Source organism: uncultured Mailhella sp. (assembly GCF_963931295.1).
Classification (GTDB): domain Bacteria; phylum Desulfobacterota; class Desulfovibrionia; order Desulfovibrionales; family Desulfovibrionaceae; genus Mailhella.
Genome location: NZ_OZ007001.1, coordinates 1,642,845 through 1,666,307 on the forward strand (window position 1 = coordinate 1,642,845; position 23,463 = coordinate 1,666,307).

Consider the following 23,463-nt stretch of genomic DNA (forward strand, 5'->3'; position numbering starts at 1 on the left):
CACGCCCTTCCGATATTCCGAACAGCTCTTCTTCCGACAGACAGACGACAAAAAGCCGTGAACATGCACCCTGAACACGCTCACGGCTTTTTTCAACACGAATCAGCGTCCGGCTACAGATCCACGGTGCCTTCCGGGCGTTCGGGCGCGCGCTTCGGCTTCAGTCCTTCCACGGCGTCGCCGAGCTCGCGCATGGCCTTGCCCATCTGACGCCCGAGGCTCTCGCCGAGCGCCGCCGCTCCGTCGCGGGCGTCGTCCCAGGCGCGGGACACGCGATCCCGCGTGCGGTCCGCTTCCAGCATCTCAAGCGTGCGGGGGCCTGTGCCGCTCAGCTTCCTGCCAAGCTCTTCCAGACGACCTCTGGTCACGCGCCCGTCCACAAAGGCCTCGCGCAGCAGCGGCAGCACCTTTTCCCGATAGTCCGAAGCCGAAAAAAGCTCCCGAAGCTCCACAAGACCGCCGTATTCCGCAGGACTGATTTCCGCTTCCTTCCAGGCCTTGTGGTCCATGTACTGACCGGCGAACAGAAACACGCACGCCGCCGCCAGCACGACGATGATCAGATTCCTTATCATGGCATACCTCCCCGGCAGACCGTTGAACGCCTCTTTGCGCTGAGCGCCGCCCCTTTGACTACGCCCCGCGATACTTCAGCATGCCGCCGTAATACACGCCGTCCTCCCGCACGTGAAACACAGTGGGATACACTTCCACGCCGGCGCGGACGGCTTCGGAGAGCGCCGCGGCATAGTCGGGATCCACGTAGTCGGCCGCGTCGAAACAGCGCCCGTCCGGCCGCTGAATCACGTACAGCATGGCGGCCCTTCCGCCCTCCGCCGCCAGACGCATGAGCGTGTGCAGATGCTTGGTTCCCCGGGCCGTCACCGCGTCGGGAAACGCGGCCACCTCGTCTTCCACCAGCGTCACGTTCTTGCACTCCACCCACAGCGGCGGAAGATCGGGCCCCGTGAGCAGTCCGTCGAGCCGGCTCTCTCCGTTCACGGCCTCGCGCCGCAGGTTAGTGTATCCTTCCGCCCACGAAAGCAGCCCGGCATGAAACATTGCCTCCAGCAGCCTGTTGGGCACGGACGTGTTCACCCCGACCCAGAAAAAACCGTCGCCGCAGGGCTGACCCAGCGCCTCCACGGTCCATTTCAGCCTGCGCGCCGGATTCGTCGCCGGAGACAGCAGCACCGGCATGCCCGGACGCAGCAGACCGAGCATGGTGCCGGTATTGTTGGTGTGCGCCACAACTTCCTGACCGTCGAGCCTTGCAAGAACAAAAAACCGCTTTTCCCTGCGGATGAAACGACCGATGCGGCAACCCTCGGGATATGTCAGAAGACGCGTTTCCATGACGCATGTTTCCTTTTTTTCTTGCGCGCGGCCCCTGCCGCAACGCAGCGTCCGCAGTTTTGAAGAGCCCCGCAACGGCAAAGCGTCAAAATCTCCGCAACGGACTGCGGCAATGCCTTTCCCGGGCAAACATCAATTTACATGCCCCCGTGAAGTTGATAGACTTTACCGTGACCGTCAGGCCTTTTATCGCTCATATCAAACAGGAAGCGCAACCATGAACTTTGCCGACAGAATGAAAAAGATCAAGCCCTCCGCCACCCTTGCCATCAATGCCAAGGCCCTCGAACTGAAGGCCCGCGGCATCGCCGTCACCAGCCTGGCCGTGGGCGAACCCGATGCTCCCACCCCGCATCACATCTGCGAGGCAGCCAAGAAGGCCATCGACGAAAACTTCACCAAATATACCCCCGTCAACGGCATCATGGAAGTCCGCAACGCGGTCTGCCATTATTTTCAGCGTCAGTACAACGTCTCGGCCAGACCCGAAAACGTCATTCTCACCACCGGCGGCAAGCAGTCTCTGGCCAACACGCTCCTCGCCATGCTCAACGACGGCGACGACGTGCTCCTGCCCTGCCCCTACTGGACCAGCTACCCCGACCTCATCCGTCTTGCGGGCGGCAATCCCGTGCTCGTGAAGGCCGACTCCTCCCGCGGCTTCCGCATCGACCCTTCCGATCTCGAAAAGGCCCTCACCCCCAGAACCCGCATGATGATCCTGAACTCGCCCTCCAACCCCACGGGCGTGGCCTACACGCAGGAAGAACTCGACGCCCTCGTCAAGTGGTGCTTCGATCACGATGTTTTCGTGCTGGCCGATGAAATGTATGAACAGCTCGTGTACGACGGCAAACCTGTGAGCGCCTCGCACTGGTGGGAAAAGTTCCCCGAAAAGATCGCCATTCTGAACGGCCTGTCCAAGGCTTTTTCCATGCCCGGCTGGCGCGTGGGCTACACGCTCGCCCATGAGGACCTCATCAAGCAGTGCTCCAAGCTGCAGGGACAGATGACCTCGCACATGTGCTCCATCGCCCAGAAGGCCGCCGTGGCCGCTCTGGACGGTCCCTACGACTGCGTGGAGGAAATGCGCCTCTCCTTCCTGCGCCGCCGCGATCTCGCCATGGCCGAAATTTCCACCTGGCCCGGCGTGGTGTGCCACCGCCCCGGAGGCGCCTTCTACCTGTTCCCCGACGTGAGCGCCCTGTTCACGCCCCAGATGCCTAACGGAGAAGCCGTGTGCTCCATGCTGCTGGAAAAGGCCCGCGTGGCCTGCGTTCCCGGCGAAGCCTTCGGCGATCCTCACTGCATCCGCCTCTCCTACGCCGTTGCCGACGACGTTCTCATGGATGCTCTGCATCGCATAAAGGAAGCCCTGTACAACTAAACCTCTTTACCGGATGGTGCGTTTATGACTCAGGCGAAACTTGATTGGGCCCATGCATGGATCGGCGGCGTTGCCGACCGTCCTTCCGACGACTCCCGCTTCATCGAAAAGCTGAAGCAGGAGCTGCCGGTTCTTCCCTTCCTGGCGCTTCCCTTTGCGGAAGATCTCATTCATCAGCTTGAAATCCACGAAGAATTTTTGAAGAGTTTCAAGCACATGCTGCTGCTCGGCATCGGCGGTTCGGCGCTCGGTCCCCGTGCGCTTCAGCGCGCCTTCGCCCCCGGTCAGGACCGCCCCAACCATGACGGCCCCTGCCTGTGGATTGCCGACAACGTGCATCCCGAATGGCTCCAGGAACATCTGGACAAGCTGGTGCCCGAAGACACGCTGGTGGTCGTGGTCAGCAAGTCCGGCGGCACCATCGAGACCATCGCCCAGTACCTCCTCGTGCTGCCCTGGCTGCAGAGCAAGCTCCCCGGCACCTGGCAGGAACATCTGTTCGTGGTGACCGACGCCAACAAGGGCTTCCTGCGCGACGAGGTGGACAAGTACGCCCTGCGCTCCCTGCCCGTGCCGGACAATCTCGGCGGCCGCTATTCCGTGCTCTCCGCCGTGGGCATGGTGCCTGCGGTGTTCCTCGGCATGGACTGGAAGGGACTCATTCAGGGCGCCATTTCCGTGGGCCGTCCGCTGGCGGAAAACCCCGACTCGCTGCTCGACCATCCTTCCTGGAAGCTCGCCCGCTGGGCCTGGCAGATGTCCGAAGCCGGCAAGAGTCAGGTGATCTACTTCTGCTACATTCCCGCCTGGTCCACGTTCGGCCCCTGGTTCTGCCAGCTCTGGGCGGAAAGCCTCGGCAAGGACGGCAAGGGCACCATGCCCATTCCCGCCACCGGCGTGACCGATCAGCATTCTCTGCTTCAGATGTTCCTCGACGGCCCCAAGGACAAGATCTGCCTCTTCGTGAGCACGCCCGCCAACAAGACGCTGCTGCCCATGCCCACCAAGCTGCCCGAACAGTGGCAGTACCTGAAGGGGCACAGCTTCGGCGACATTCTCGACGCCGAAACCCTGGCCACCCGCGCCACCCTGGCGCAGAAGGACGTGCCCGTGGTGCATCTCGACATGCCCGATGAAAGCGCCTTCTCCGCCGGCAAGATGATGATGCTCCTCGAAGCCGCCACCATCTTCACCGGCTGGCTCATGGGCATCAATCCCGTGGATCAGCCCGCCGTGGAAAACGGCAAGAAGCTCGCGCGCGCCCGCCTCGGCATGCCCGGCTCCGAAGAAGACGCGGCCAGACTGGCCATGTTCACCGCCATTCCCTCGGAAACCATGAACTTCTAACATCGGCAGCCGCGTCTGCAAAAGAGGCGAAATGCGCTTCTTTGCAGGCGCGGCGCATGTTTTTCACGCCCGCCCCCTTTCGGCGCGGCAAACATCGTCTCCGGCGAGCGGCCCGTTGCCGCGCGGCCTTCCCCCTTTTCCACGCCTCTTGCCCGAAGGAACCCTTATGGATGACGCAAGTCAGAACAGCGCAGAAAACAAGCTGCCGTTCAATCTGGCCAAGTTCTTCTCCTACATCTCGCTGGTGCTGATTCTCATCTCCAGCGTCATCCTCACGCTTTTCATCGGCAGCACCATGAACCGCTCCATGCTGGAAAGTCAGGAGGAATACGCGCTGCTGCTCGCAGACAACATCAACCGCCAGATTTTCCGCAAGTTCACCCTGCCCGTCACCTACGCCTCGGGCCGCGTGGCGCTGTCCAATCCGGCGCAGTACAAGCTGCTCGACGAAGTCATTCAGTCGCAGCTGCACGGCCTGCAGCTCGAAAGCGTGCGCCTGTTCGACGATCACTACACCATTCTCTATTCCACCGATCCCAGAGAAGTGCGCCGCACCGACATGTACACCGCCGGCATTCCGCTGGTGTTTGAAGGAAAGCCCCATCACTTCGACGTGCTCTCCTCCATGCCCTACGCGCAGGCGCTCGTCACGCCGAATCTGCCCAAGGGCACCTTTCTGCTGCGCACCGTGTTCCCCCTCACCGTGGACACCGACTTCCAGGGCCTGCGGCTGCACGGTCAGCCCGTGCCCGTGCTCGGCGTGCTGGAAATCGTGCAGGACATGACCCCCCAGTACCGGGGCACCATCCGCTCGCAGTGGCTCATCATCACGGGCTTTCTCATTTCCACGCTGATCCTGTTCTTCCTGCTGCACTTCGTGGCGCGCAAGGCCGAATTCACCCTGAGCCGCCGCATGGCCAGAAACCGGCAGCTCGAAGCCCAGCTGCATCAGGCGGAAAAACTCGCCAGCATGGGCCGCATGGTGGCCTCCATCGCCCATGAAATACGCAATCCGCTGGGCATCATCCGTTCCAGCTCCGAATTTCTCATCCGCCGCCACAAGACGGAAGACGCCACAACCCAGGCCATGCTCTCCGCCATTTACGACGAATCGTGCCGTCTCGGCACCACGGTGAACGATTTTCTCGACTACGCCAGACCGCGTCAGCCCCGTCAGGACGTGGTGAACATTCAGGACGTCATCAACAAGGCCATGGCCTTTCTCGGCGGCGAATTTCAGCGTCAGGGCATAGAGGTGCATGCCGATCTTTCGCCCGACGTCACCGTGCTCGGCGACGCCGACCTGCTCTACCGCGCCTTCTACAACATTCTGGCCAACGCGCAGCAGGCCATGCAGGGGCCGGGAGAAATATTCATCGAAAGCTCCCTGCCTTCCGACGGCAAAGTCACGCTCACGTTCCGCGACACGGGGCCGGGATTCAGCGAAGACGCCCTGAACAAGGCCATGGATCCGTTCTTCACCACCAAGGACAACGGCACCGGCCTCGGCCTGCCCATCGTGCAGGCCATCATTGACTCCCACGGCGGAACCATGAAACTCTCCAACGCTCAGCAGGGAGGCGCGCTCATCACCATCAGCTTCCCCGCCCGCAAGTCGTCTGAAGAAGAAGGAAACAGTCATGAGTGATATATCCCACATTCTCGTCATCGACGATGAAAAGAACTATCTCATCGTCATGGAGGCGCTGCTCAAGGATGCAGGCTACGAAGTGACCGCCTTGAACGATCCTGAAATGGCCCTCCATTTTCTCGACGAATCGGAAGTCGACGTCGTCATCACCGACATGAAGATGCCGAAGCTCTCCGGCAAGGAAGTGCTTCAGCGCATCAAGAAGTCGTGGCCGGATCTGCCGGTGCTCATCATGACGGCCTTCGGCAGCATTGAAAGCGCGGTGGAAGCCATGCGCTACGGCGCGTTCGACTACATCACCAAGCCCTTTGCCAACGACGAGCTGCTGCTTTCCGTCCACAACGCCGTGGAGCTTTCCAAGGCGCACCGTCAGTACAAGCTGCTCCAGGAATCGCTGGAAGAGCGCTACCGCACGCATCACATCATCGGCAAATCCAAGGCCATCCGAAACACGCTCTCCATTGTGGACCGCGTGGCCGTGAGCCGTTCCACGGTGCTCATCACCGGCGAATCGGGCACGGGCAAGGAACTCGTGGCCCGGGCCATTCATTTCAGCTCGCCGCGCAAGGAAGGCCCCTTTGTTTCGGTCAACTGCATGGCCTTCAACTCCGGCGTGCTGGAAAGCGAACTCTTCGGCCACGAAAAAGGCTCCTTCACCGGCGCCGTGGCCACGCGCCGCGGCCGCTTCGAGCAGGCCGATCACGGCACGCTCTTTCTCGACGAAGTGGGCGAGCTCAGCATGGATCTGCAGGTCAAGCTGCTGCGCGTGCTGCAGGAGCGCGTGTTCGAGCGCGTAGGCGGCACGGAGCCCATCAGCGTGGACATCCGCGTGGTGGCCGCCACCAACCGCGATCTCGCCAAAATGGTGGAGGAAGGCACGTTCCGCGAGGATCTGTTCTACCGGCTCAACGTGGTGCAGATTCACATTCCGCCGCTGCGCGAGCGCCGGGAGGACATTCCGCTGCTCATCGCCCACTTCACGGAAAAGATTGCCGAAGACAACGGCATTCCCACCAAGAGCTTCAGCCCCGAAGCGCAGAACTATCTCACCGGATACGACTGGCCCGGCAACATCCGGCAGCTTCAGAACGTGCTGGAAGGCTGCATGGTCATGGTGCCCGGCCCCGTCATCGGCGTGGACGACCTGCCGCCGGAAATCCGCGGCGAGGAATCGCAGTTCAAGAGCGCCGTGGATCTGCTGCCCGTGGAGCTCAACCTGGCCGACACGCTGGACAAGATTGAGGCGGCGCTCATCAAGCGCGCGCTCGTGCGCGCCGACTTCGTGCAGGCCCACGCCGCCGAACTGCTCGGCATTTCCCGCAGCCTCATGCAGTACAAGCTGAAAAAGTACAACATCACGGGACACTGATTCCGGGGCGAGACCGCCGTCCGGCACAGGCAGGACGAGGCCGGGCACCCTTCGCCCGACGACTTTCAGAGCGAACGTTCAAGGCGGACATCGCAGGATGTCCGCCTTTTTTCGGAACGCGTCGGGCCGTGCCTGTTCGGGCGCAACCGAAGCCGGGGCCGCCGTTGAGCTGACGCCGAGCGATTCTGCCGAGCCGGAACGCATGTTCTGATTCAGGCCGCGAACGTCGGGAAGCCCCCGAAATTTTGACCGCGAGAGCCTGCCACCGCGTCCGCATGGCGTCAGTCTGGTCTGCCTCCTCCGAGACGGCATCCGGGCAGCAGACATCTGCATGGCTTCGCCCTCTGCTGCGGCAAACATCCCCCAGTGCCCGACTGAGCCGGAAGACTTCGGCCTCGGGCTGTGGCGGCAGAACGCCCCATTTTCCGGCCGCATCGCCTCCAGAGTACGGAATTTTTCGCGGCAAACAAAAAATAGTGGCAAGCAAGAAAATAAATTATTTCAGCCCTAAAGAGCCTCCCTTTCAGCTCTCCGCCCCGCAGGAATGCCCGCCTTTGTGATGTTTCACGTGAAACATCGCCGCACCTGTGTTTCACGTGAAACACTCCTTGCTTTTCCCCATGCCTGCGTTTATGTAAAAAAGAAATCGGGAAAGGAGCTTGAATTTTGGCCAGAATCATTGCTGTTGCCAACCAGAAAGGCGGCGTGGGCAAAACTACCACGTCTGTCAACCTTTCCGCCTCTCTGGCTATCATGGAAAATCGTGTTCTGCTGGTGGATTGCGATCCGCAGGCAAACTCCACCAGCTCGCTTGGCTTCGACCAGCAGAATCTTCCGCGCAATCTCTACACGGCCCTCTGCGGCACCTCCACGCTGGAAGAAACCCTGCTCCCCACGGCCACGCCCTATCTCTCCCTGCTGCCTTCATCCACCGACCTCGTCGGCATCGAAATAGAACTCGTCGATAAAATGGCCCGGGAATTCTATCTCGCCGATCTGCTCGGTCAGGTGGCCGACAACTACGACTACATCATCATCGACTGCCCGCCCTCCCTCGGGCTCATCACCATCAACACCCTGTGCGCCGCACACGAAATTCTCATTCCGCTGCAATGCGAATTCTTCGCGCTGGAAGGCATCGTCAAGCTGCTGCACACCTACGAACAGGTGCGCAAGCGCCTCAACAAGGAACTCAAGATCCTCGGCGTGCTGCTCACCATGTACGATTCCCGCAACAAGCTCGCCCGGCAGGTCAAGGCGGAAGCTGAACGCTGCTTCCCCAAGCACATGTTCAAAACCGTCATTCCCCGCAACGTGCGTCTGTCCGAAGCCCCCAGTCACGGCAAATCCATTCTGCACTACGACATCAAATCCAAGGGCGCGGAAGCCTATCTCGAACTGGCGCGCGAGGTCGTGCATAAAACGGCGCTGCCCTGACGCAGGCGCTCCGTCGCCGCGGCATGCAAGCAACACGCGGCACGGCGACTCTCCCCGTTTCCACGCTTTTGCCCGGAAGTTTTCGCCTTTCGCCGTCACTCTGAACGCAAAACATTTTTCCCGCCGCAGCCCTCTCAGCCTCTGAACAGGCTGCGATGAACGGAGACGCCATGAACATACCCGAACGCGGACTCGGTCGCGGACTCAGCTCCCTGCTCAGCTCCGCCATGGAAAACAGCAGCGAAGAACCCAGAAAGCTGGCGCTCACGCAGCTTGTGCCCGGCAAGAATCAGCCCCGCAAACACTTCGACAACAACGCCCTCGGCGAGCTGGCGGCGTCCATCAGAAATCAGGGCGTCATTCAGCCGCTTCTGGTGCGCCTGCTGCCCGGCATGCCGCAGCGCTACGAAATCGTGGCCGGTGAACGCCGCTGGCGAGCGGCCCGCATGGCCGGTCTCACGGAAGTGCCCGTCATCGTCACGGAGTACACCGACAAGGAAGCCATGACCGTGGCCCTCGTGGAAAACCTGCAGCGGGAAGACCTCAACCCCATGGAAGAAGCCGAAGCCCTGCAGGCGCTGCGCGAAGCGCACGGCCTGAGTCAGGAAGAGCTGGCGGAACAGCTCGGCAAAAGCCGCTCGGCCGTGGCCAACGCCCTGCGCCTGCTCCAGCTCTCCCCCGCCATGCAGGACACCCTCGCAAAAGGCGACATCAGCGCCGGACACGCCCGCGCCCTGCTCTCCGTAAGCGACGCCAAACTGCGCGACGCCCTGCACGCCGCCGTACTCCAGCATCACCTGTCCGTCCGAGAAACGGAATCCGCCGCCGACGTCTGCAAACGCACCGGCGCGCTGCCGGAAAAGCTCGCGCCCGGAAACCAGGCGCAGCCTCCCCGCACCGCCCGCGCCCCGAAACCGCAGATCATCAAAAATCTGCAGAGCCTCCTGCGGCAAAGCAGCGGCACCAAAGCCACCATCAGCGGCAACGAACAGCAGGGACGCATCCAGATTCCCTATGCCAGCCCCGAAGAACTGACCCGCATCCTCAGCCTGCTCGGCCTGAACGCGGAAGAGAAATAAAAGAGGGGGCCAGGAAAGAGCGACACTTTGCTCCGCATGGGGACATCATTTCCCCATGATCCCTTGTTTGCGGGCGCGCCTTCTCGGCGCGCCCGCGATATTAAAAAAGGCCGCGGAGCACACCGCGGCCTGAAAAATGGCAAGGGGAAAGAACGACGCGCAGGCGCGTCCGCTCAGCTGACTTTTCGGAGTATGGCCAGGAACAAGGCGTCCTGCCCCGGAAACTGAGGAAGAAAGCTCCGCTGCTCCACAAGACGGCAGTCCCCGCTGCGAAGTTCCACGAAACGGGCGATCTGCGCTTCGTTTTCCTCGCGGTTCAAGGCGCAGGTCACGTAAAACAGCGCGCCGCCGGAAAGAAGATGTTCCCACGCATGGCGGAGAATGTCGGCCTGCATGCGCACGGCTTCGGCAAGGCGCTTCGGGGAAAGGCGCAGGCGCAGCTCGGCGTTTCTGGCTATCGTTCCCGTGCCGCTGCAAGGAACATCCAATAATATCAATGGGAAAGATTCATCTATCTGCTGTGCGGCCACGCATTGCAGCTGCGGCCACGGCAGCCCGAGGCGAAGCAGCGCGGCCTTGAGCTCCTCAAGGCGGAACGACGCCGGTTCGCTGGCGAGCGCCACATGCACGCCCTTTTCCAGCAGGGCCGTAGTTTTTCCACCGCGCCCGCAGCAGGCGTCCCAGAGCGGCGCTTTGGCGAGCGTCTCATCGGCAAGAATCCAGTCGGCCAGGTATTCGGCCACAAGCTGGGAGGACGCGCCCTGCCGCGTCAGATTGCCCTGCTTTTCAAAGGTCTCCAGAAGCGCCTGCTGCTTTGCCGCGTCCGGCCGGTTTCTGTCCAGGCCCTCGGCGGAAAAGCCGCCCTGCCCCACAGGAGCATAGCCTTTTTCCAGCCAGTGCTGCACCAGCATTTCGCCCCACGCCCGAGACAGGTTCGCCCGCCAGCACGGCGCAGAGTGCGCAAGCGTGTTCTCCGCAAGGCGGCACGCTTCCTTCTCTCCGTATTGCGACGCCCACATGTCGACAAGCCACTGCGGCAGCGACGCCGCCGTTGCCGCGCCTTCCGCATCCAGCTGTGCGCGGGAAAGCGCCTCCTCCCTCCCGCGGATCGCACCTCGAAGATCCTCCGACGCGCGATCCACAGCACGCAGCACGCCGTTGACCAGGCCGCCCAGCCCCTGCCCGAAACGACGCCGGGCCAGATTGACCAGCTCGTTCACCGTGGCCCGGGCCGGAATGCCGTCCATGAACAGAATCTCGTACGCGCCGAGCCGAAGCAGCATGCGCACCTGAAACGAAAGCGCATCCGGCTTTTTCAAAAATCCGGCCAGCGCCGCATCCAGCGCGGCATGACGACGCAGCACGCCATAGACCAGCTCGGAAAGCAACGCGACGTCACGTCCGTCGAGCGAGACGGAGGCTCCGTATCGGGAAAGCATGACGGGCAGCGGCGTTCCGTCCTCGGGGTGACGGAAGAGCTGATGCAGAAGTTCCAGCGCGCCCTTCCGGGCTGCGGAAACCGACGGATTTTGAGACTTTTTTTTTGTTTTTTCGATCATGGACTTGTCGTGCGGCGTTTTCGTGCCGGAAAAAGGCTCCTGACGCGTTTTTCGATATTTTGCCGTAGTTGAATGCCAAAGCGGCGACCTGGCTCTCCGTTTTGTCAAAACGTGATAAGCGACATCGACGTCGCCCCCCCCAAAGAGCGGACAAGACCGCCCCGCCCTCCGGCCGCGTCGGCGTTTTGCCTGAGCGGAGGGACAAAACGGAGCCTATTCCTTGCCGCCAAGCATGCCGTACGGTTCGGCAAGGCCGCGCAGACGCCCGTTGCGGAAATCCGCGGCGCTCATGGTGGACTTGCCCGCCGGACGCAGGCGCGTGATGCGGTAGGAACCGGAGCCGCAGGCGACGAGAAGCGCGTCGCCGTCCATGCCCACAAGCGTGCCGGGCGCGGCGTTCTGCGAACTTTCCACGGGTTCGCCCGGCTCGATGCGGAGCATCACCGGCTCGCGGCCTTCCATGCGGAGCACGGTTTTGGCTCCAGGCGCGGGCGTGAGGCCACGGATGATGTTGTGAATGCTCTTCGCGTCCTTCGACCAGTCGATATATTCCTCGGCCGCGGAAATCTTGGCCGCATGGGTCACGAGTTCCTCATTCTGCGGAACAAAGGCCGCTCTGCCCTCGGCGATCATGCCGAGCGCGCCGATCATGAGCTTCGCCCCGTGTTCGGCCAGCGTGTCGAACAGCGTGCCCGCCGTGTCGTCCGGCTCGATGCTCACCGCCTGCTGCAGAAGCATGGGGCCGGAGTCGAGCCCGGCTTCCATCTTCATGATGGTCACGCCGGAAATGGCGTCGCCGTTCATGACGGCGCGCTGAATGGGAGCGGCCCCGCGGTACTGAGGAAGCAGGGAGCCGTGAACGTTGTACGGCCCGAGCGTGGGAATATCGAGCACGCGCTGCGGCAAAAGCAGGCCGTAGGCCGCCACCACAAGCACGTCGGGCCTGAGATCGGCAAGGGCCTGCACGTCGGAGTCGTCGCGGAAATTGCGCGGCTGATACACGGGCAGGCCGAGTTCCAGCGCCAGTTCCTTGGCGGCGGAGACCTTCAGCTTCTTGCCCCGCCCGGCGGGGCGATCCGGCTGGGTATAGACGGCCACCACTTCCCCGCCTTCCCATGCGGCCACGGCCTTGAGAATCACCGCCGCAAAATCCGGCGTGCCCATGAATACGATGCGCAGTTTCGACATGTCAGCTCCATGACGGACAACAAAGGGGCTCGCGCGCCTTCGTGCATTTAAAAATGTTGTCGCGGCGCGGGCAGTTCGGAAAGCGCCCGTCGTCAGCGTGGTCACACTGTACGGTCTATCAGTTTTTCCGTCCAGCCGGAACGGGCCCGAAAAAGAAAAAGGCCCGGACTTTCGTCCGGGCCCGGATGCTGAACAGACGGCGGGCGCTGGCCCGGCGCGACTATCTTCTGCCCTTCCGTATTTTCTTGTCGTACAGAGAGCGCTTGAGATAGCTCAGGTAATCGATGAACAGCTTGCCGTCGAGATGATCGGTTTCATGCTGCATGCAGGCGCCGTAATAGCCTTCGCCTTCGATGTGAACGGGCTTGCCGTCCAGATCAAGGGCGTCGAGGGCCACGCGGCGGGGACGCTTCACCTTGGCGCGCAGATCGGGCACGGAAAGGCAGCCTTCGTTTTCCTCGTGGCCTTTGGGATCGAGCACCGTGACCACGGGATTGACGAACACCCGGAAATCCTGAGGCAGGTCGGGATCGTTCTTTTCCTGCGACACGTCGATGACCACCACGCGCTTGAGCACGCCGATCTGCGGCGCGGCAATACCCACGCCGCCCACCGTGGTGAGCGTGTCGAGCAGATCCTGCGCGAGAGCGCGGATGTCGTCGTTGATCTCGGCCACAGGTTCACTGATCTTGGCGAGCGTGGGATCGGGATACTGAAGAACGGGACGAAGCATGATTTACTCCGCGGAATTGCTGGGAGCGGGAGCCGCCTTTTCACGCAGTCGAATGCCCAGTTCACGCAACTGCTTGTTGTCCACGGGGGACGGAGCTTCGGTAAGCAGGCAGGCGGCCTTCTGGTTCTTGGGGAACGCGATGACGTCACGGATGCTCGACGCGCCCGTGAGCAGCATGGCCACGCGGTCGAGACCGAAGGCGATGCCGCCGTGGGGCGGAGTGCCGTAGTCCAGAGCCTGAATGAAGTAGCCGAACTGAGCCTTGGCGGACTCTTCGGTAAAGCCGAGACCTTCGAACATGCGGGTCTGGTCGGCGGGATTGTGAATACGGATGGAACCGCCGCCGATTTCGTTGCCGTTCAGCACCATGTCGTAGGCGCGGGCCTTGGCGCGGGCGGGATCGGTAAGCATGATGTCGTAGCTTTCGTCCTGCGCAGCGGTGAAGGGATGATGGCAGGCCACCCAGCGATGTTCCTCCTCGCTGTATTCAAAGAGCGGGAAGTCCGTCACCCAGAGCAGATTCCAGGTATTTTCAGGGATGAGGCCGAGCTTGTTGCCGAGTTTCACGCGCAGGCTGCCGAGAGCATTGTTCACGAGACCGGGTTCGCCGGCCTGGAAGAACACTATGTCGCCCACTTCGAGGCCGCACACTTCCGCAATGCCCGCCCTTTCCTTGTCGGAAAGGAACTTGGCGATGGGCGACTGCCATTCGTTTTCGTGGATCTTGATCCAGGCCAGGCCCTGAGCGCCGAAGCCCTTCACGAAATCGGTGAGTTCGTCGATTTCCTTGCGGGTCATGGTGGCGCCGCCGGGCACGCGCAGAGCCTTCACGAGCTTGGCTCCGGCAAAGAGCTTGAAGGCGGAACCGTGAACGATGTCGGTCACGTCCTTGAGCTTGAGATCAAAGCGGGTGTCGGGCTTGTCGGAGCCGTAGTCGCGCATGGCCTCGTCGTAGGGCATGCGCTTGAGGGGCAGCTCGATGTCCACGCCGATGGCTTCCTTGAACACGCGGGCGATGAGGCCTTCGGCCATGGCCATGACCTGATCTTCGTTCACGAAGCTCATTTCGATGTCCACCTGGGTGAACTCGGGCTGACGGTCGGCGCGCAGGTCTTCGTCGCGGAAGCAGCGGGCCACCTGATAATAGCGGTCCACGCCGCTCATCATGAGCATCTGCTTGAACTGCTGGGGCGACTGGGGCAGCGCGTAGAATTCGCCCGGAGAAAGACGGCTGGGCACGAGGAAGTCGCGAGCGCCTTCGGGGGTGGACTTGGTGAGGTACGGCGTTTCGACTTCAAGGAAATCGAGATCGTTCAGGTAGTTGCGGCAGGCCTTCACGATGTTGTGACGCACGCGCAGGTTGTGCGCCATGACGGGACGGCGCAGGTCGAGGTAACGGTACTGCAGGCGCACGGACTCGGAGCAGTCGGTGCGGTCCTCCACCTGGAAGGGCGGGGTCTTGGCCGTGTTGAGCAGCTTCCATTCCAGCACCACCACTTCGATTTCGCCGGTGTGCAGGTTGGGGTTGGTCATGCCTTCGGGGCGGGGACGCACGCGGCCCTTGATGGCGATGACGTATTCGCTGCGCAGAATGTGGGCGTCGCGATGCGCTTCAGGCGCGACTTCAGGGCTGAACACCACCTGCGTGAGGCCGTCGCGATCGCGCAGGTCCACGAAGATGAGGCCGCCGTGGTCGCGGCGATACTGCACCCAGCCCATGAGGCACACGGTCTTACCGTTGTCGGCAATGGTCAGGTCGTTGCAGTGATGGGTGCGCTGCCAGTCACCCAGCGGTTTGATGTATCGGGCGTGTTCCTTCTGAACATCCACGACGTTTTTTTCGTTGTCTTCAAACTGGCTCATGACCATTCCTCTTTATTGTTCGGCGTTCAGGCTGGCGGCCGCGTCGGCGCAGAAGACCTCGTGCTGCTCGCCAGATTCCATGTTTTTAATGATGACGCTGCCGGAAGCCAGCTCGTTGGTTCCCATGATGAGCGTGAAGCGCGCGCCGGACTTGCCGGCCTGACGCATGGTGGCCTTCATGCTGCGGCTCTCGTAGCCCATGGTGCCGGAAAAGCCTTCGCGGCGCAGGTTCTGGGCCAGGGCGAACGCGGCGTCGCGGCAGGAATCGTCGAGCACGGCCATGTAGAAGTCGGGACGCACTTCGGGCATTTCGCGGCCTTCGAGCAGAAGCGCGAGGCGCTCCATGCCGCAGGCAAAGCCTATGCCGGGCACGGCCGGTCCGCCGAGCTGTTCCACAAGGCCGTCGTAGCGGCCGCCGCCGGCCACGGAGCCCTGAGAGCCGATTTCGTTGGAAACCACTTCCCAGGTGGTGCGGGTGTAGTAGTCAAGGCCGCGCACCAGACGGTGATTGATCTGATAGGGCACCTTTTCCGCGTCGAGATGGCGCAGCACGGCCTCAAAATGGGCGCGGCAGTCGGGGCATTCGTTTTCCAGAATCACGGGCGCGTCGGCCGTGAGTTCCTTGCACTCGGGCACCTTGCAGTCCAGCACGCGCAGGGGATTGGTTTCCATGCGACGGCGGCAGTCTTCGCAGAGCTTCGACTGATCGAGAGAGGCCAGCCAGTCGTGGAGCTTCTGGCGATACTTCGGACGGCAGCTCGAGCAGCCCAGAGAGTTGATCTGCAAAGTAAGGTTCTTCAGACCGAGTCTGCCGAGAAACTCCATCATCATGCAGATGATTTCCGCATCGGCCTCGGGTTCCTTCGGGCCGAGGCACTCGCAGTTGATCTGATGGAACTGACGCATGCGGCCCTTCTGGGGGCGTTCATGCCGGAACATGGGGCCGATGGTGAAAAATCTGCTCACGGCCTCGCGTGCGTAGATGCCGCTTTCAATGTAGGCGCGCATGACGCCGGCCGTGGCTTCGGGACGCAGGGACATGGAACGGCCCTTGCTGTCGGGAATGCAGTACATCTCCTTCTGCACCACGTCGGTTTCCGTGCCGATGCCGCGGCAGAAAAGGTCGGTGTATTCCATGAGCGGAGTGCGAAGTTCGCCAAAACCGTAGCGGGGGAACACCTCGCGGGCAGTGGCTTCCATCATCTCAAAAAGACGGCTCTGCGCCGGAAACTGGTCGGCAAAGCCCTTGATAGCCTGAATCTGTGCCATGAACGGACTCCAGCAAAGTAGAAATAACGCATGAGGATAGGACCATTTCTCCCCATTGTCAAAGAATTCCCCTCGCTCCGCGCCCGCGCCCTGCAAGGCCCAAAAGAAAAATCACGGAACAGCCGCCGCGCTTTCGAGCGCGCGCCCGGAGCTTTGCGCAGCCTCGCCCCGCTGCTTTCAGGCCGCATTCCGGGGACCAATTCGTGGCGACTCCGGGCCGCACACTCCGGGCAGGCGTCCGGGCCGCCTTTTCCCCAGAAGCACAGGACGCATTCCGGGGATCTTTCCGGGCCGTTTTCCGCGCGCTTCCGAACGCCCCCCCCGCCCCCTCGGATGCGCCTCGAAGCCGCACTCCGAACGAGTCCTCCGAACGAACGTTCCGCCCCCCGGCATCCGCCCTCCGTTCCGTTGCATGCGGCCGGAAAACATGACAGAATAACAGGCTTGTGAACACATGGTTCACCTCTCCACATCCCTTTCTGCGAGACTGCCCCATGGAAGACATGATTCTTCGCGAAATCGTCGTTCTTTTTATCCTTTCCATCATCGTCGTTCTTGTCTGTCTGCGCTTCCGCCTGCCGTCCATCGTGGGCTTTCTGCTCACCGGCGTGCTGTGCGGTCCTTCCGCCCTCGGACTCATTCCCAGCCCTGAAGCCGTGGACACCATGGCCGACGTGGGCGTGGCCTTCCTCATGTTCTCCATCGGCATGGAGCTCTCCGGCAAGGAGCTCGTGCGGCTCAAGAAGCCGCTCTTTCTGGGCGGCTCCTCCCAGGTGCTGCTCACCATGGCCTTCGTGTTCCTGCTCACGTTCTGGTGGAGCGGGCCGCGGCTCGGCATCGTGTACGGCTGCATGGTCACGCTCTCGTCCACGGCCATCGTGCTGAGCATTCTCCAGCAGAAGGCCCTCACCGAATCCCCGCAGGGACAGGTCTGCCTCGCCGTGCTCATTTTTCAGGATCTCGCCATCGTGCCCATGGTGCTCATCTTCCCGCTGCTTGCGGGCGGCCTCGAACTCGACACCAATTCCATGATCTTCGCCGTGGGCAAGGGCGTGCTCGTCATCGGCGGCATTCTCCTGTTCGGCAAATACCTGCTCCACCGGCTCATGTTCAGCGTGGTGAGCACCCGCAGCCGCGAGCTCATGCTCATGACCACCCTCGGCCTGTGCCTCGCCGTGGCGCTCATCACCTCGTGGCTCGGCCTCTCGCTCGCCCTCGGCGCGTTCCTCGCCGGTCTCATGATGGCCGAGTCGGAATACAGCCTCAACACGCTTGAGAGCATCATGCCCTTCAAGGAAGTGTTCTCCAGCATCTTCTTCATTTCCGTGGGCATGCTGCTCGACGTCAAATTCTTCCTCACGCATCTGCCCGTCATCTCCCTGTGCGCCGCAGCCATCATTCTGGCGAAAATCCTCATGGTCGTGCCCGCGGTGCGCGTGCTCAGATACTCCATGCGCACGGCCCTGCTTGCAGCCTTCAGCCTCGCCCAGGTGGGCGAATTCTCCTTCGTGCTCGCCAAGTCCGCCCTCGGCCTCGAACTCATCAGCAACGACGCCTATCAGATCTTCCTCGCCTCCAGCATTCTGACCATGGTGCTCACCCCCCTGCTCATCGGCGCGGCCCCCAGGGTCACCGGCAGGATTCTGAAACGGCCCAACATGCAGACCGCCGAAGCCGCCACCGACGACTCCGACGAACACGACGCCGAAGACAGCGCCCACGGCATCATCCGCGACGGCCGGCAGCTCAAGGATCATCTCATCATCATCGGCTTCGGCATCGGCGGGCAGATCATGGCCCACGGCGCAAAAAGCTGCGGCATTCCCTACATCATTTCGGAAATGAATCCCGACACCGTGGAAAAATACCGCGCCACCGAACCCATCCGGCACGGCGACGCCTCCTTCCCGCTGGTGCTGGAACATCTCGGCGCGTCCACGGCCAGGGCGCTCGCCATTCTCACGTCCGATCCGGCGGGCAGCCGCGCCATCATCGCCAACGCCCGCGCCATGAATCCCTCGCTGCACATCATCGTGCGCACGCGCTTCCTCGGCAATCTGGACTCCTACAAGGAAGTGGGCGCCAACGAAGTGATTCCCGAAGAGTTTGAAACCTCGCTGGAAGTGTTCGCCCGCGTGCTCAATCACTACCTCGTGCCGCGCCAGACCATCGATCAGTACGTGTCCGCCATCCGCCGCGAAAACTACGGCATGCAGCGCAGGCTCGGCATGGGCGGCTCCATCATGGACAGCCTGCCCGATCTGCAGCTCGTGGCCTACGCCGTGGAAGAGGGCTCCCCCCTCGCAGGCAAGACCATAGCTCAGGCCGCGCTGCGCAAGGAACACGGCGTGACGGCCGCAGGCGTGCGGCGCGGCGATACGATCAACAACAATCCCAACGCCCAGACGCAGCTTCTCGCCGGCGACATCGTGTACCTTCTCGCCACGCAGGAAGCGCTCGCCAAGGCGGCGGTACTCTTCCACACCGAAGGGAGAGCGGCCTGACATGAACGCATCTCTTCCGCAGCAGACGGGCCTCGCCGCTCTGGACGACGACGGACGCCGCGAATACTGGGCGGCGCTGGCCCTGCGCCACACCGCCGGGCTCGGCGTGCGCGGAGCGTGTCTTCTGCTCAAGCATTTCGGCTCCGCCTACGAGGCCGTCACCAACGTTCCCGCATGGCCGGAAGCGGGCGTGCCCGCCCAGAAGGCCGAAGGCTACCTGAACAATGCCTGGCGAGCCGCGGCCCGTCCGGAATGGGACGCCGCCCACACGCTTCGCGCCTCCATCATCCTGTGGACGGACAAGCGCTATCCGCCGCTGCTGCGTGAACTGCCCGACGCGCCCGCCCTGCTCTACGCCGCAGGCGACGCCTCGCTTCTGCGCGCGCCGTGCGTGGCCATCGTGGGCTCCCGCGACGCTTCTTCCGCAGCCATCGACTTTACGGCGGCCGTTGCCGAAGAGCTTTCCGCCGCGGGCGTGACCGTGGTTTCCGGCCTGGCCTACGGCGTGGACGGCTACGCCCATCACGCGGCACTCGGCGGCCCGGGCCGCACCATCGCCGTGCTGCCCGGAGGCGTGGATCTGCCCTTCCCCTCCGGTCACCGCGACCTCTATCTCGACGTGGTCGAACACGGCCTTGCGGCAAGCGAAATGCCGCCGGGCTGGGTGCCCGGCCCCGGCGCTTTTCCCGTGCGCAACCGCCTCATCAGCGGCCTCTGCCTCGGCGTGCTGGTGGCGGAGGCCAGCCGCGCGCGCAGCGGCAGTCTCATCACGGCGCGCCTGGCCGCGGAGCAGGGCAGAAACGTCTATGCGCCTTCGCCGAACGCCCTGCGCGCCCCCTGCCGCGAAGGCACGAAAAAACTGCTTCTGGATGGCGCGCGGCCCGTATCCGGCGCGGCGGACATTCTGGCCGATCTGCTGCCGCATCTTCAGGATTCGCTGAAGCATTCCCCGGCAGCGCCGATGCGCGGCAGGCCCGCAGAAGAAACGCAGCCTGCCCCGGCAAAGCACGACGCGCCGGAAGAGATTGAAGAAATTGAAGACGCTTCGCCCGCGCAGCCGGAGAGCCCCCGCGCCCCCGCAACCGACACTTCCGCCCGTCCGAAAGAAGAGCCGCGCCCGCAGGCCGCCGCTTTGCCCGCAGCCTCCGAAAAGAGCGAGCCTTCGACGCCCTCGAGAGCCGATCGCGCCTCTTCCCGCGCCGAAACGGCCGCTCCCGAGCGAAAAGAACAGCGCCCGGCCCGCAAAGCGCCCGAGAAAAAGCCCGCCCGCGCCGCCGCGCCCCTCACCGAAGAAGAGGAAACCATTCTCGCCCTTCTGCAGAACGGCCCCCTTTCCCAGGATGAGCTTCTCTACGCCGCGCAGGCGCAAAGCGACTCCTGGAACAGCGCTTCCGTGAGCGCCGTGCTCATGATTCTGGAGGTGAAGAAACTCGCGAGGCGTCTTTCCGATTCCCGCTACGAGGCCAGAGCATGAGCCGCCTTGCCGAAATCACCGCCGCCCTTCCCGTGCCCGCCGCCACCTTTCTCGCCTGGATGGAGTTTCAGAAAGGCGCGTCCGAAGCCACGGTGGCGGCCTACGCCGTGGACATCCTGGAATTTGAAACCTACCTGCGCGGCATGGGCGCTTCGCTGGAGCAGCCTTCCGAAATCACGCGGCAGATGGTGCAGGGCTTTTCCGCCTCGCTGTTCCGGCAGGGCATGGCGCGTTCGTCCATGGCGCGCAAGCTCTCCGCCCTGCGTTCGCTGTTCCGGCATCTTCTGCGCCTGCACAAGATTGAGGCCGATCCCTGCGCCGGGGTGCGCAATCCCAAGCAGGATCAGCGGCATCCCGCCATGCTCAACGTGGATCAGGTGTTCAGCCTGCTGGATGAAAAGCCCGCCGAAGCCGTGGCCGCCCATCCGGGCGACATGTCCGCGGACGATGTCTTTCTCCTGCGCGACAAGGCGCTTCTTGAGCTGCTCTACGGCTCGGGCCTGCGCATTTCCGAGGCGCTCGGCCTCAACGTGAACGACATACGCCCCGAAAGCGGGCACGTGCAGGTCATGGGCAAGGGCAGCAAGGAGCGCATCGTACCGCTCAGCGACGCCAGCAAAGACGCGCTTTCCCGCTGGCTTTCCGTACGCGACCGCGTGCCGCCCGCGCACGGCGAACGGGCCGCCTTTCTCGGTCGGCGCGGCAAAAGGCTGGATCGCCGTCAGGCCGCGCGCATTCTGGAGGAACGGGCCGCAGAAGCGGGCATCCCGCAGCACCTCTCCCCCCACGATCTGCGGCACTCCTTTGCCACGCACCTGCTGGAAGGCGGGGCGGACCTGCGCGCCGTGCAGGAACTGCTCGGGCACAGCCGCATTTCCACCACGCAGCGTTACACGCACCTCAACATGGAGGCCCTCACGCGCATCTACGACGCCGCGCATCCGCTCTCCCGAAAGAGCGACAAGAAATCCTGACCCCGTTCCCCGCCCCGGAAACCGGACCTTTTACCCATTGCGAACGCCGCAAAGAAAGGATAAACTCTCTTGTCTTTTCTTTTTCCGGGTGGTTCACGCATGTCTGAACATCTCCTTCTTGCCGACATAGGCAATACCTGCATCAAGATAGTCTTCGCCCGCCCCGACGCCCTGGAGGCCGCCTACTCGCTGCCCACCAGAGCTTCGCACACGGCGGACAGCCTGGGACTCTCGCTGCTTCAGCTTCTTTCCCTGCGCCGCCTGAAGCCCGAAGACATAGCCGCCTGCCTCGTCTGCTCCGTGGTGCCCGACGTGAGCACCCTGCTTCACGAGGCACTGCAGAAATACCTCGGCAAAACGCCGCTGTCCTTCCCCGGCGACTTTGAAATAGACCTTGTCAACGGCTACGAACAGCCGCAGGAAGTGGGCGCGGATCGTCTTCTGGCCGCCTTTGCCGCCAGAAAGCTCTTTCCCGACGCGCCGTCCATCATTTCCGTGGACTTCGGCACCGCCACCACCTTCGACTGCGTGTCCGGCAACGCCTATCTGGGCGGCCTCATCTGCCCCGGACTTTTTTCCTCGCGCAACGCGCTTGCCGCCAACACGGCCAAGCTGCCGCGCATCTCACTGGAAATGACGGAAGATCGCGTCCGCATCGGGCGCAACACCATCACCAGCATGAACCACGGCTTTCTGTTCGGCTTCGCCGCCATGACCGAAGGCCTGTGCGAACGTCTCAAAACCCAGCTTCCCGGCCCCACGCTCGTTGTGGGCACGGGCGGCGCGGCCCACGACCTTTCCAGAATCTGCCGGGCCTTTGACATCGTCAGACCCGATCTTATTCTTGAAGGGCTCCGGCTCCTCTGGCTCCGGAAGACCGCCACGGCATAGCATTCTGTTCTCTTACCCGGACTGAGTCCGGCATATTCCAAGGAGTTCCCGCCATGAACAACAGCACCATCACTTCCGTATGGGCCCGCGAGATTCTCGACTCCCGCGGCAATCCCACTGTTGAAGTGGAAGTCGGTCTCGAATCCGGCCACGTCGGCCGCGCCGCCGTTCCTTCCGGCGCCTCCACCGGCAGCCGCGAAGCCCTCGAACTGCGCGACGGCGACAAGGGCCGCTACAAGGGCAAGGGCGTGACCCGCGCCGTGGAACACGTGAACGGCGAAATCGCCGAAGCCGTGATCGGCCTCGACGCCCTGCGTCAGGTGCAGGTGGACAACACCCTCATCGACCTCGACGGCACCGAAAACAAGTCCCGCCTCGGCGCCAACGCCATGCTCGGCGTGTCGCTCGCCACGGCCCGCGCCGCCGCCGAATACCTCGGCCTGCCCCTGTATCAGTACCTCGGCGGCGTGAACGCCAAGATCATGCCCTCTCCCATGATGAACGTCATCAACGGCGGCGCGCATGCTCCCAACAATCTGGACATCCAGGAATTCATGATCATGCCCGTGGGCGCCAAGACCTTTGCCGACGCCCTGCGCATCGGCGCCGAAGTGTTCCACACCCTCAAGGGCATTCTCGCCAAGGACGGCCATGTGACCTCCGTGGGCGACGAAGGCGGCTTTGCTCCCAACCTCAAGAGCCACGACGAAGCCTTCAGCTACCTCATCAAGGCCATTGAAGCCGCCGGCTACATCCCCGGCGCGGAAGTCGCCCTCGGCATCGACGCCGCCTCCTCCGAATTCTACAAGGACGGCAAGTACGTCATCGCCGGCGAAGGCCTCGAACTCACCAGCGAACAGATGGTGGACTGGCTCGAAGACTTCACCAGGCGCTATCCGCTCATCTCCATTGAAGACGGCATGGCCGAAGACGACCGCGAAGGCTGGAAGCTGCTCACCGACCGCCTCGGCGACCACATCCAGCTCGTGGGCGACGACCTCTTCGTCACCAACCCCGACATCCTCGCCGAAGGCATCGAAGACGGCCTCGCCAACGCCGTGCTCATCAAGGTGAACCAGATCGGCACCCTCACCGAAACCCTCGACACCATCGAAATCGCCAAGAACGCCGGCTACGCCACCATCGTGTCCCATCGTTCCGGCGAAACCGAAGACACCTTCATCGCCGACCTCGCCGTGGGCACCAACTCCGGCCAGATCAAGACCGGCTCCGCCAGCCGTTCCGACCGCATCGCCAAGTACAACCAGCTCCTCCGCATCGAAGAGGAACTCGGCGACGTCAGCTTCTTCTTCGGCCCCATCCTCGCCGACAACTACGGCCTCACCCAGTCCGACGAAGACGCTGAATAAGCATTCCGCGGG

The 23,463-nt window shown here is 62.8% G+C and carries 18 protein-coding genes; 11 read left to right on the forward strand and 7 right to left on the reverse strand.

Annotation, left to right across the window (positions count from 1 at the left end):
* Positions 1-113: 113 nt before the first annotated feature.
* Together ABGT79_RS06785 and sfsA are read right to left on the reverse strand one after the other, a co-directional pair.
* Entirely contained in the window at positions 114-575 is a 462-nt protein-coding gene (locus ABGT79_RS06785) for a hypothetical protein (RefSeq protein ID WP_346665560.1), read from the reverse strand.
* Positions 576-633: 58 nt separating this feature from the next.
* Complete coding sequence (gene sfsA, locus ABGT79_RS06790) at positions 634-1,356, reverse strand: DNA/RNA nuclease SfsA (protein ID WP_346665561.1); 723 nt, start codon at positions 1,354-1,356, stop codon at positions 634-636.
* Positions 1,357-1,573: 217 nt separating this feature from the next.
* On the opposite strand from sfsA, the gene ABGT79_RS06795 reads away from it, so the two are divergent.
* From ABGT79_RS06795 to ABGT79_RS06820, 6 genes are all read left to right on the forward strand, one after another.
* A complete protein-coding gene (locus ABGT79_RS06795; RefSeq protein WP_346665562.1) occupies positions 1,574-2,743 on the forward strand; it encodes a pyridoxal phosphate-dependent aminotransferase in 1,170 nt (389 codons plus the stop codon).
* 24 nt (positions 2,744-2,767) lie between these two features.
* Positions 2,768-4,090 (forward strand): glucose-6-phosphate isomerase, encoded by a 1,323-nt coding sequence (locus ABGT79_RS06800; RefSeq protein ID WP_346665563.1) that lies wholly within the window; start codon positions 2,768-2,770, stop codon positions 4,088-4,090.
* Positions 4,091-4,256: 166 nt separating this feature from the next.
* Positions 4,257-5,738, forward strand: a complete 1,482-nt coding sequence (locus ABGT79_RS06805; protein ID WP_346665564.1) for an ATP-binding protein — start codon at positions 4,257-4,259, stop codon at positions 5,736-5,738.
* The gene (locus tag ABGT79_RS06810; protein WP_294484392.1) at positions 5,731-7,110 is read left to right on the forward strand and encodes a sigma-54 dependent transcriptional regulator; all 1,380 of its coding nucleotides are present in this window, start codon (positions 5,731-5,733) and stop codon (positions 7,108-7,110) included. Before ABGT79_RS06805 ends, ABGT79_RS06810 begins: the two co-directional genes overlap by 8 nt.
* A gap of 666 nt (positions 7,111-7,776) precedes the next feature.
* Complete coding sequence (locus ABGT79_RS06815; protein WP_294484394.1) at positions 7,777-8,547, forward strand: ParA family protein; 771 nt, start codon at positions 7,777-7,779, stop codon at positions 8,545-8,547.
* Between the two features lie 170 nt (positions 8,548-8,717).
* Positions 8,718-9,626 carry a ParB/RepB/Spo0J family partition protein gene (locus ABGT79_RS06820; protein WP_346665565.1) on the forward strand — a complete coding sequence of 303 codons (909 nt, stop codon included), beginning with the start codon at positions 8,718-8,720 and terminating at the stop codon, positions 9,624-9,626.
* Positions 9,627-9,799: 173 nt separating this feature from the next.
* On the opposite strand, the gene ABGT79_RS06825 is transcribed toward ABGT79_RS06820, so the two are convergent.
* The 5 genes from ABGT79_RS06825 to hisS form a co-directional block, all read right to left on the reverse strand.
* Positions 9,800-11,185 (reverse strand): transcription antitermination factor NusB, encoded by a 1,386-nt coding sequence (locus ABGT79_RS06825; protein WP_346665566.1) that lies wholly within the window; start codon positions 11,183-11,185, stop codon positions 9,800-9,802.
* 213 nt (positions 11,186-11,398) lie between these two features.
* The gene (fmt, locus tag ABGT79_RS06830) at positions 11,399-12,373 is read right to left on the reverse strand and encodes a methionyl-tRNA formyltransferase (RefSeq protein ID WP_346665567.1); all 975 of its coding nucleotides are present in this window, start codon (positions 12,371-12,373) and stop codon (positions 11,399-11,401) included.
* Positions 12,374-12,593: 220 nt separating this feature from the next.
* Positions 12,594-13,106: a peptide deformylase gene (gene def / locus ABGT79_RS06835; protein WP_346665568.1), complete on the reverse strand. Its 513-nt coding sequence runs from the start codon at positions 13,104-13,106 to the stop codon at positions 12,594-12,596.
* Between the two features lie 3 nt (positions 13,107-13,109).
* Positions 13,110-14,969: an aspartate--tRNA ligase gene (gene aspS / locus ABGT79_RS06840; RefSeq protein WP_294484409.1), complete on the reverse strand. Its 1,860-nt coding sequence runs from the start codon at positions 14,967-14,969 to the stop codon at positions 13,110-13,112.
* A gap of 12 nt (positions 14,970-14,981) precedes the next feature.
* Positions 14,982-16,238, reverse strand: coding sequence for a histidine--tRNA ligase (gene hisS, locus ABGT79_RS06845; protein ID WP_346665569.1), 1,257 nt, complete (start codon positions 16,236-16,238; stop codon positions 14,982-14,984).
* Positions 16,239-16,732: 494 nt separating this feature from the next.
* Here hisS and ABGT79_RS06850 point away from each other — a divergent pair, with 494 nt between their 5' ends.
* From ABGT79_RS06850 to eno, 5 genes are all read left to right on the forward strand, one after another.
* Complete coding sequence (locus ABGT79_RS06850; protein ID WP_346665570.1) at positions 16,733-18,742, forward strand: cation:proton antiporter; 2,010 nt, start codon at positions 16,733-16,735, stop codon at positions 18,740-18,742.
* A gap of 1 nt (position 18,743) precedes the next feature.
* Positions 18,744-20,216: a DNA-processing protein DprA gene (gene dprA, locus ABGT79_RS06855; protein WP_346665571.1), complete on the forward strand. Its 1,473-nt coding sequence runs from the start codon at positions 18,744-18,746 to the stop codon at positions 20,214-20,216.
* Entirely contained in the window at positions 20,213-21,190 is a 978-nt protein-coding gene (locus tag ABGT79_RS06860; RefSeq protein WP_346665572.1) for a tyrosine recombinase XerC, read from the forward strand. The genes dprA and ABGT79_RS06860 overlap by 4 nt, the downstream gene beginning before the upstream one ends.
* A 99-nt stretch (positions 21,191-21,289) precedes the next feature.
* Complete coding sequence (locus ABGT79_RS06865; RefSeq protein WP_346665573.1) at positions 21,290-22,081, forward strand: type III pantothenate kinase; 792 nt, start codon at positions 21,290-21,292, stop codon at positions 22,079-22,081.
* 53 nt (positions 22,082-22,134) lie between these two features.
* Positions 22,135-23,451 (forward strand): phosphopyruvate hydratase, encoded by a 1,317-nt coding sequence (gene eno / locus ABGT79_RS06870; RefSeq protein ID WP_346665574.1) that lies wholly within the window; start codon positions 22,135-22,137, stop codon positions 23,449-23,451.
* Positions 23,452-23,463 lie beyond the last annotated feature (12 nt).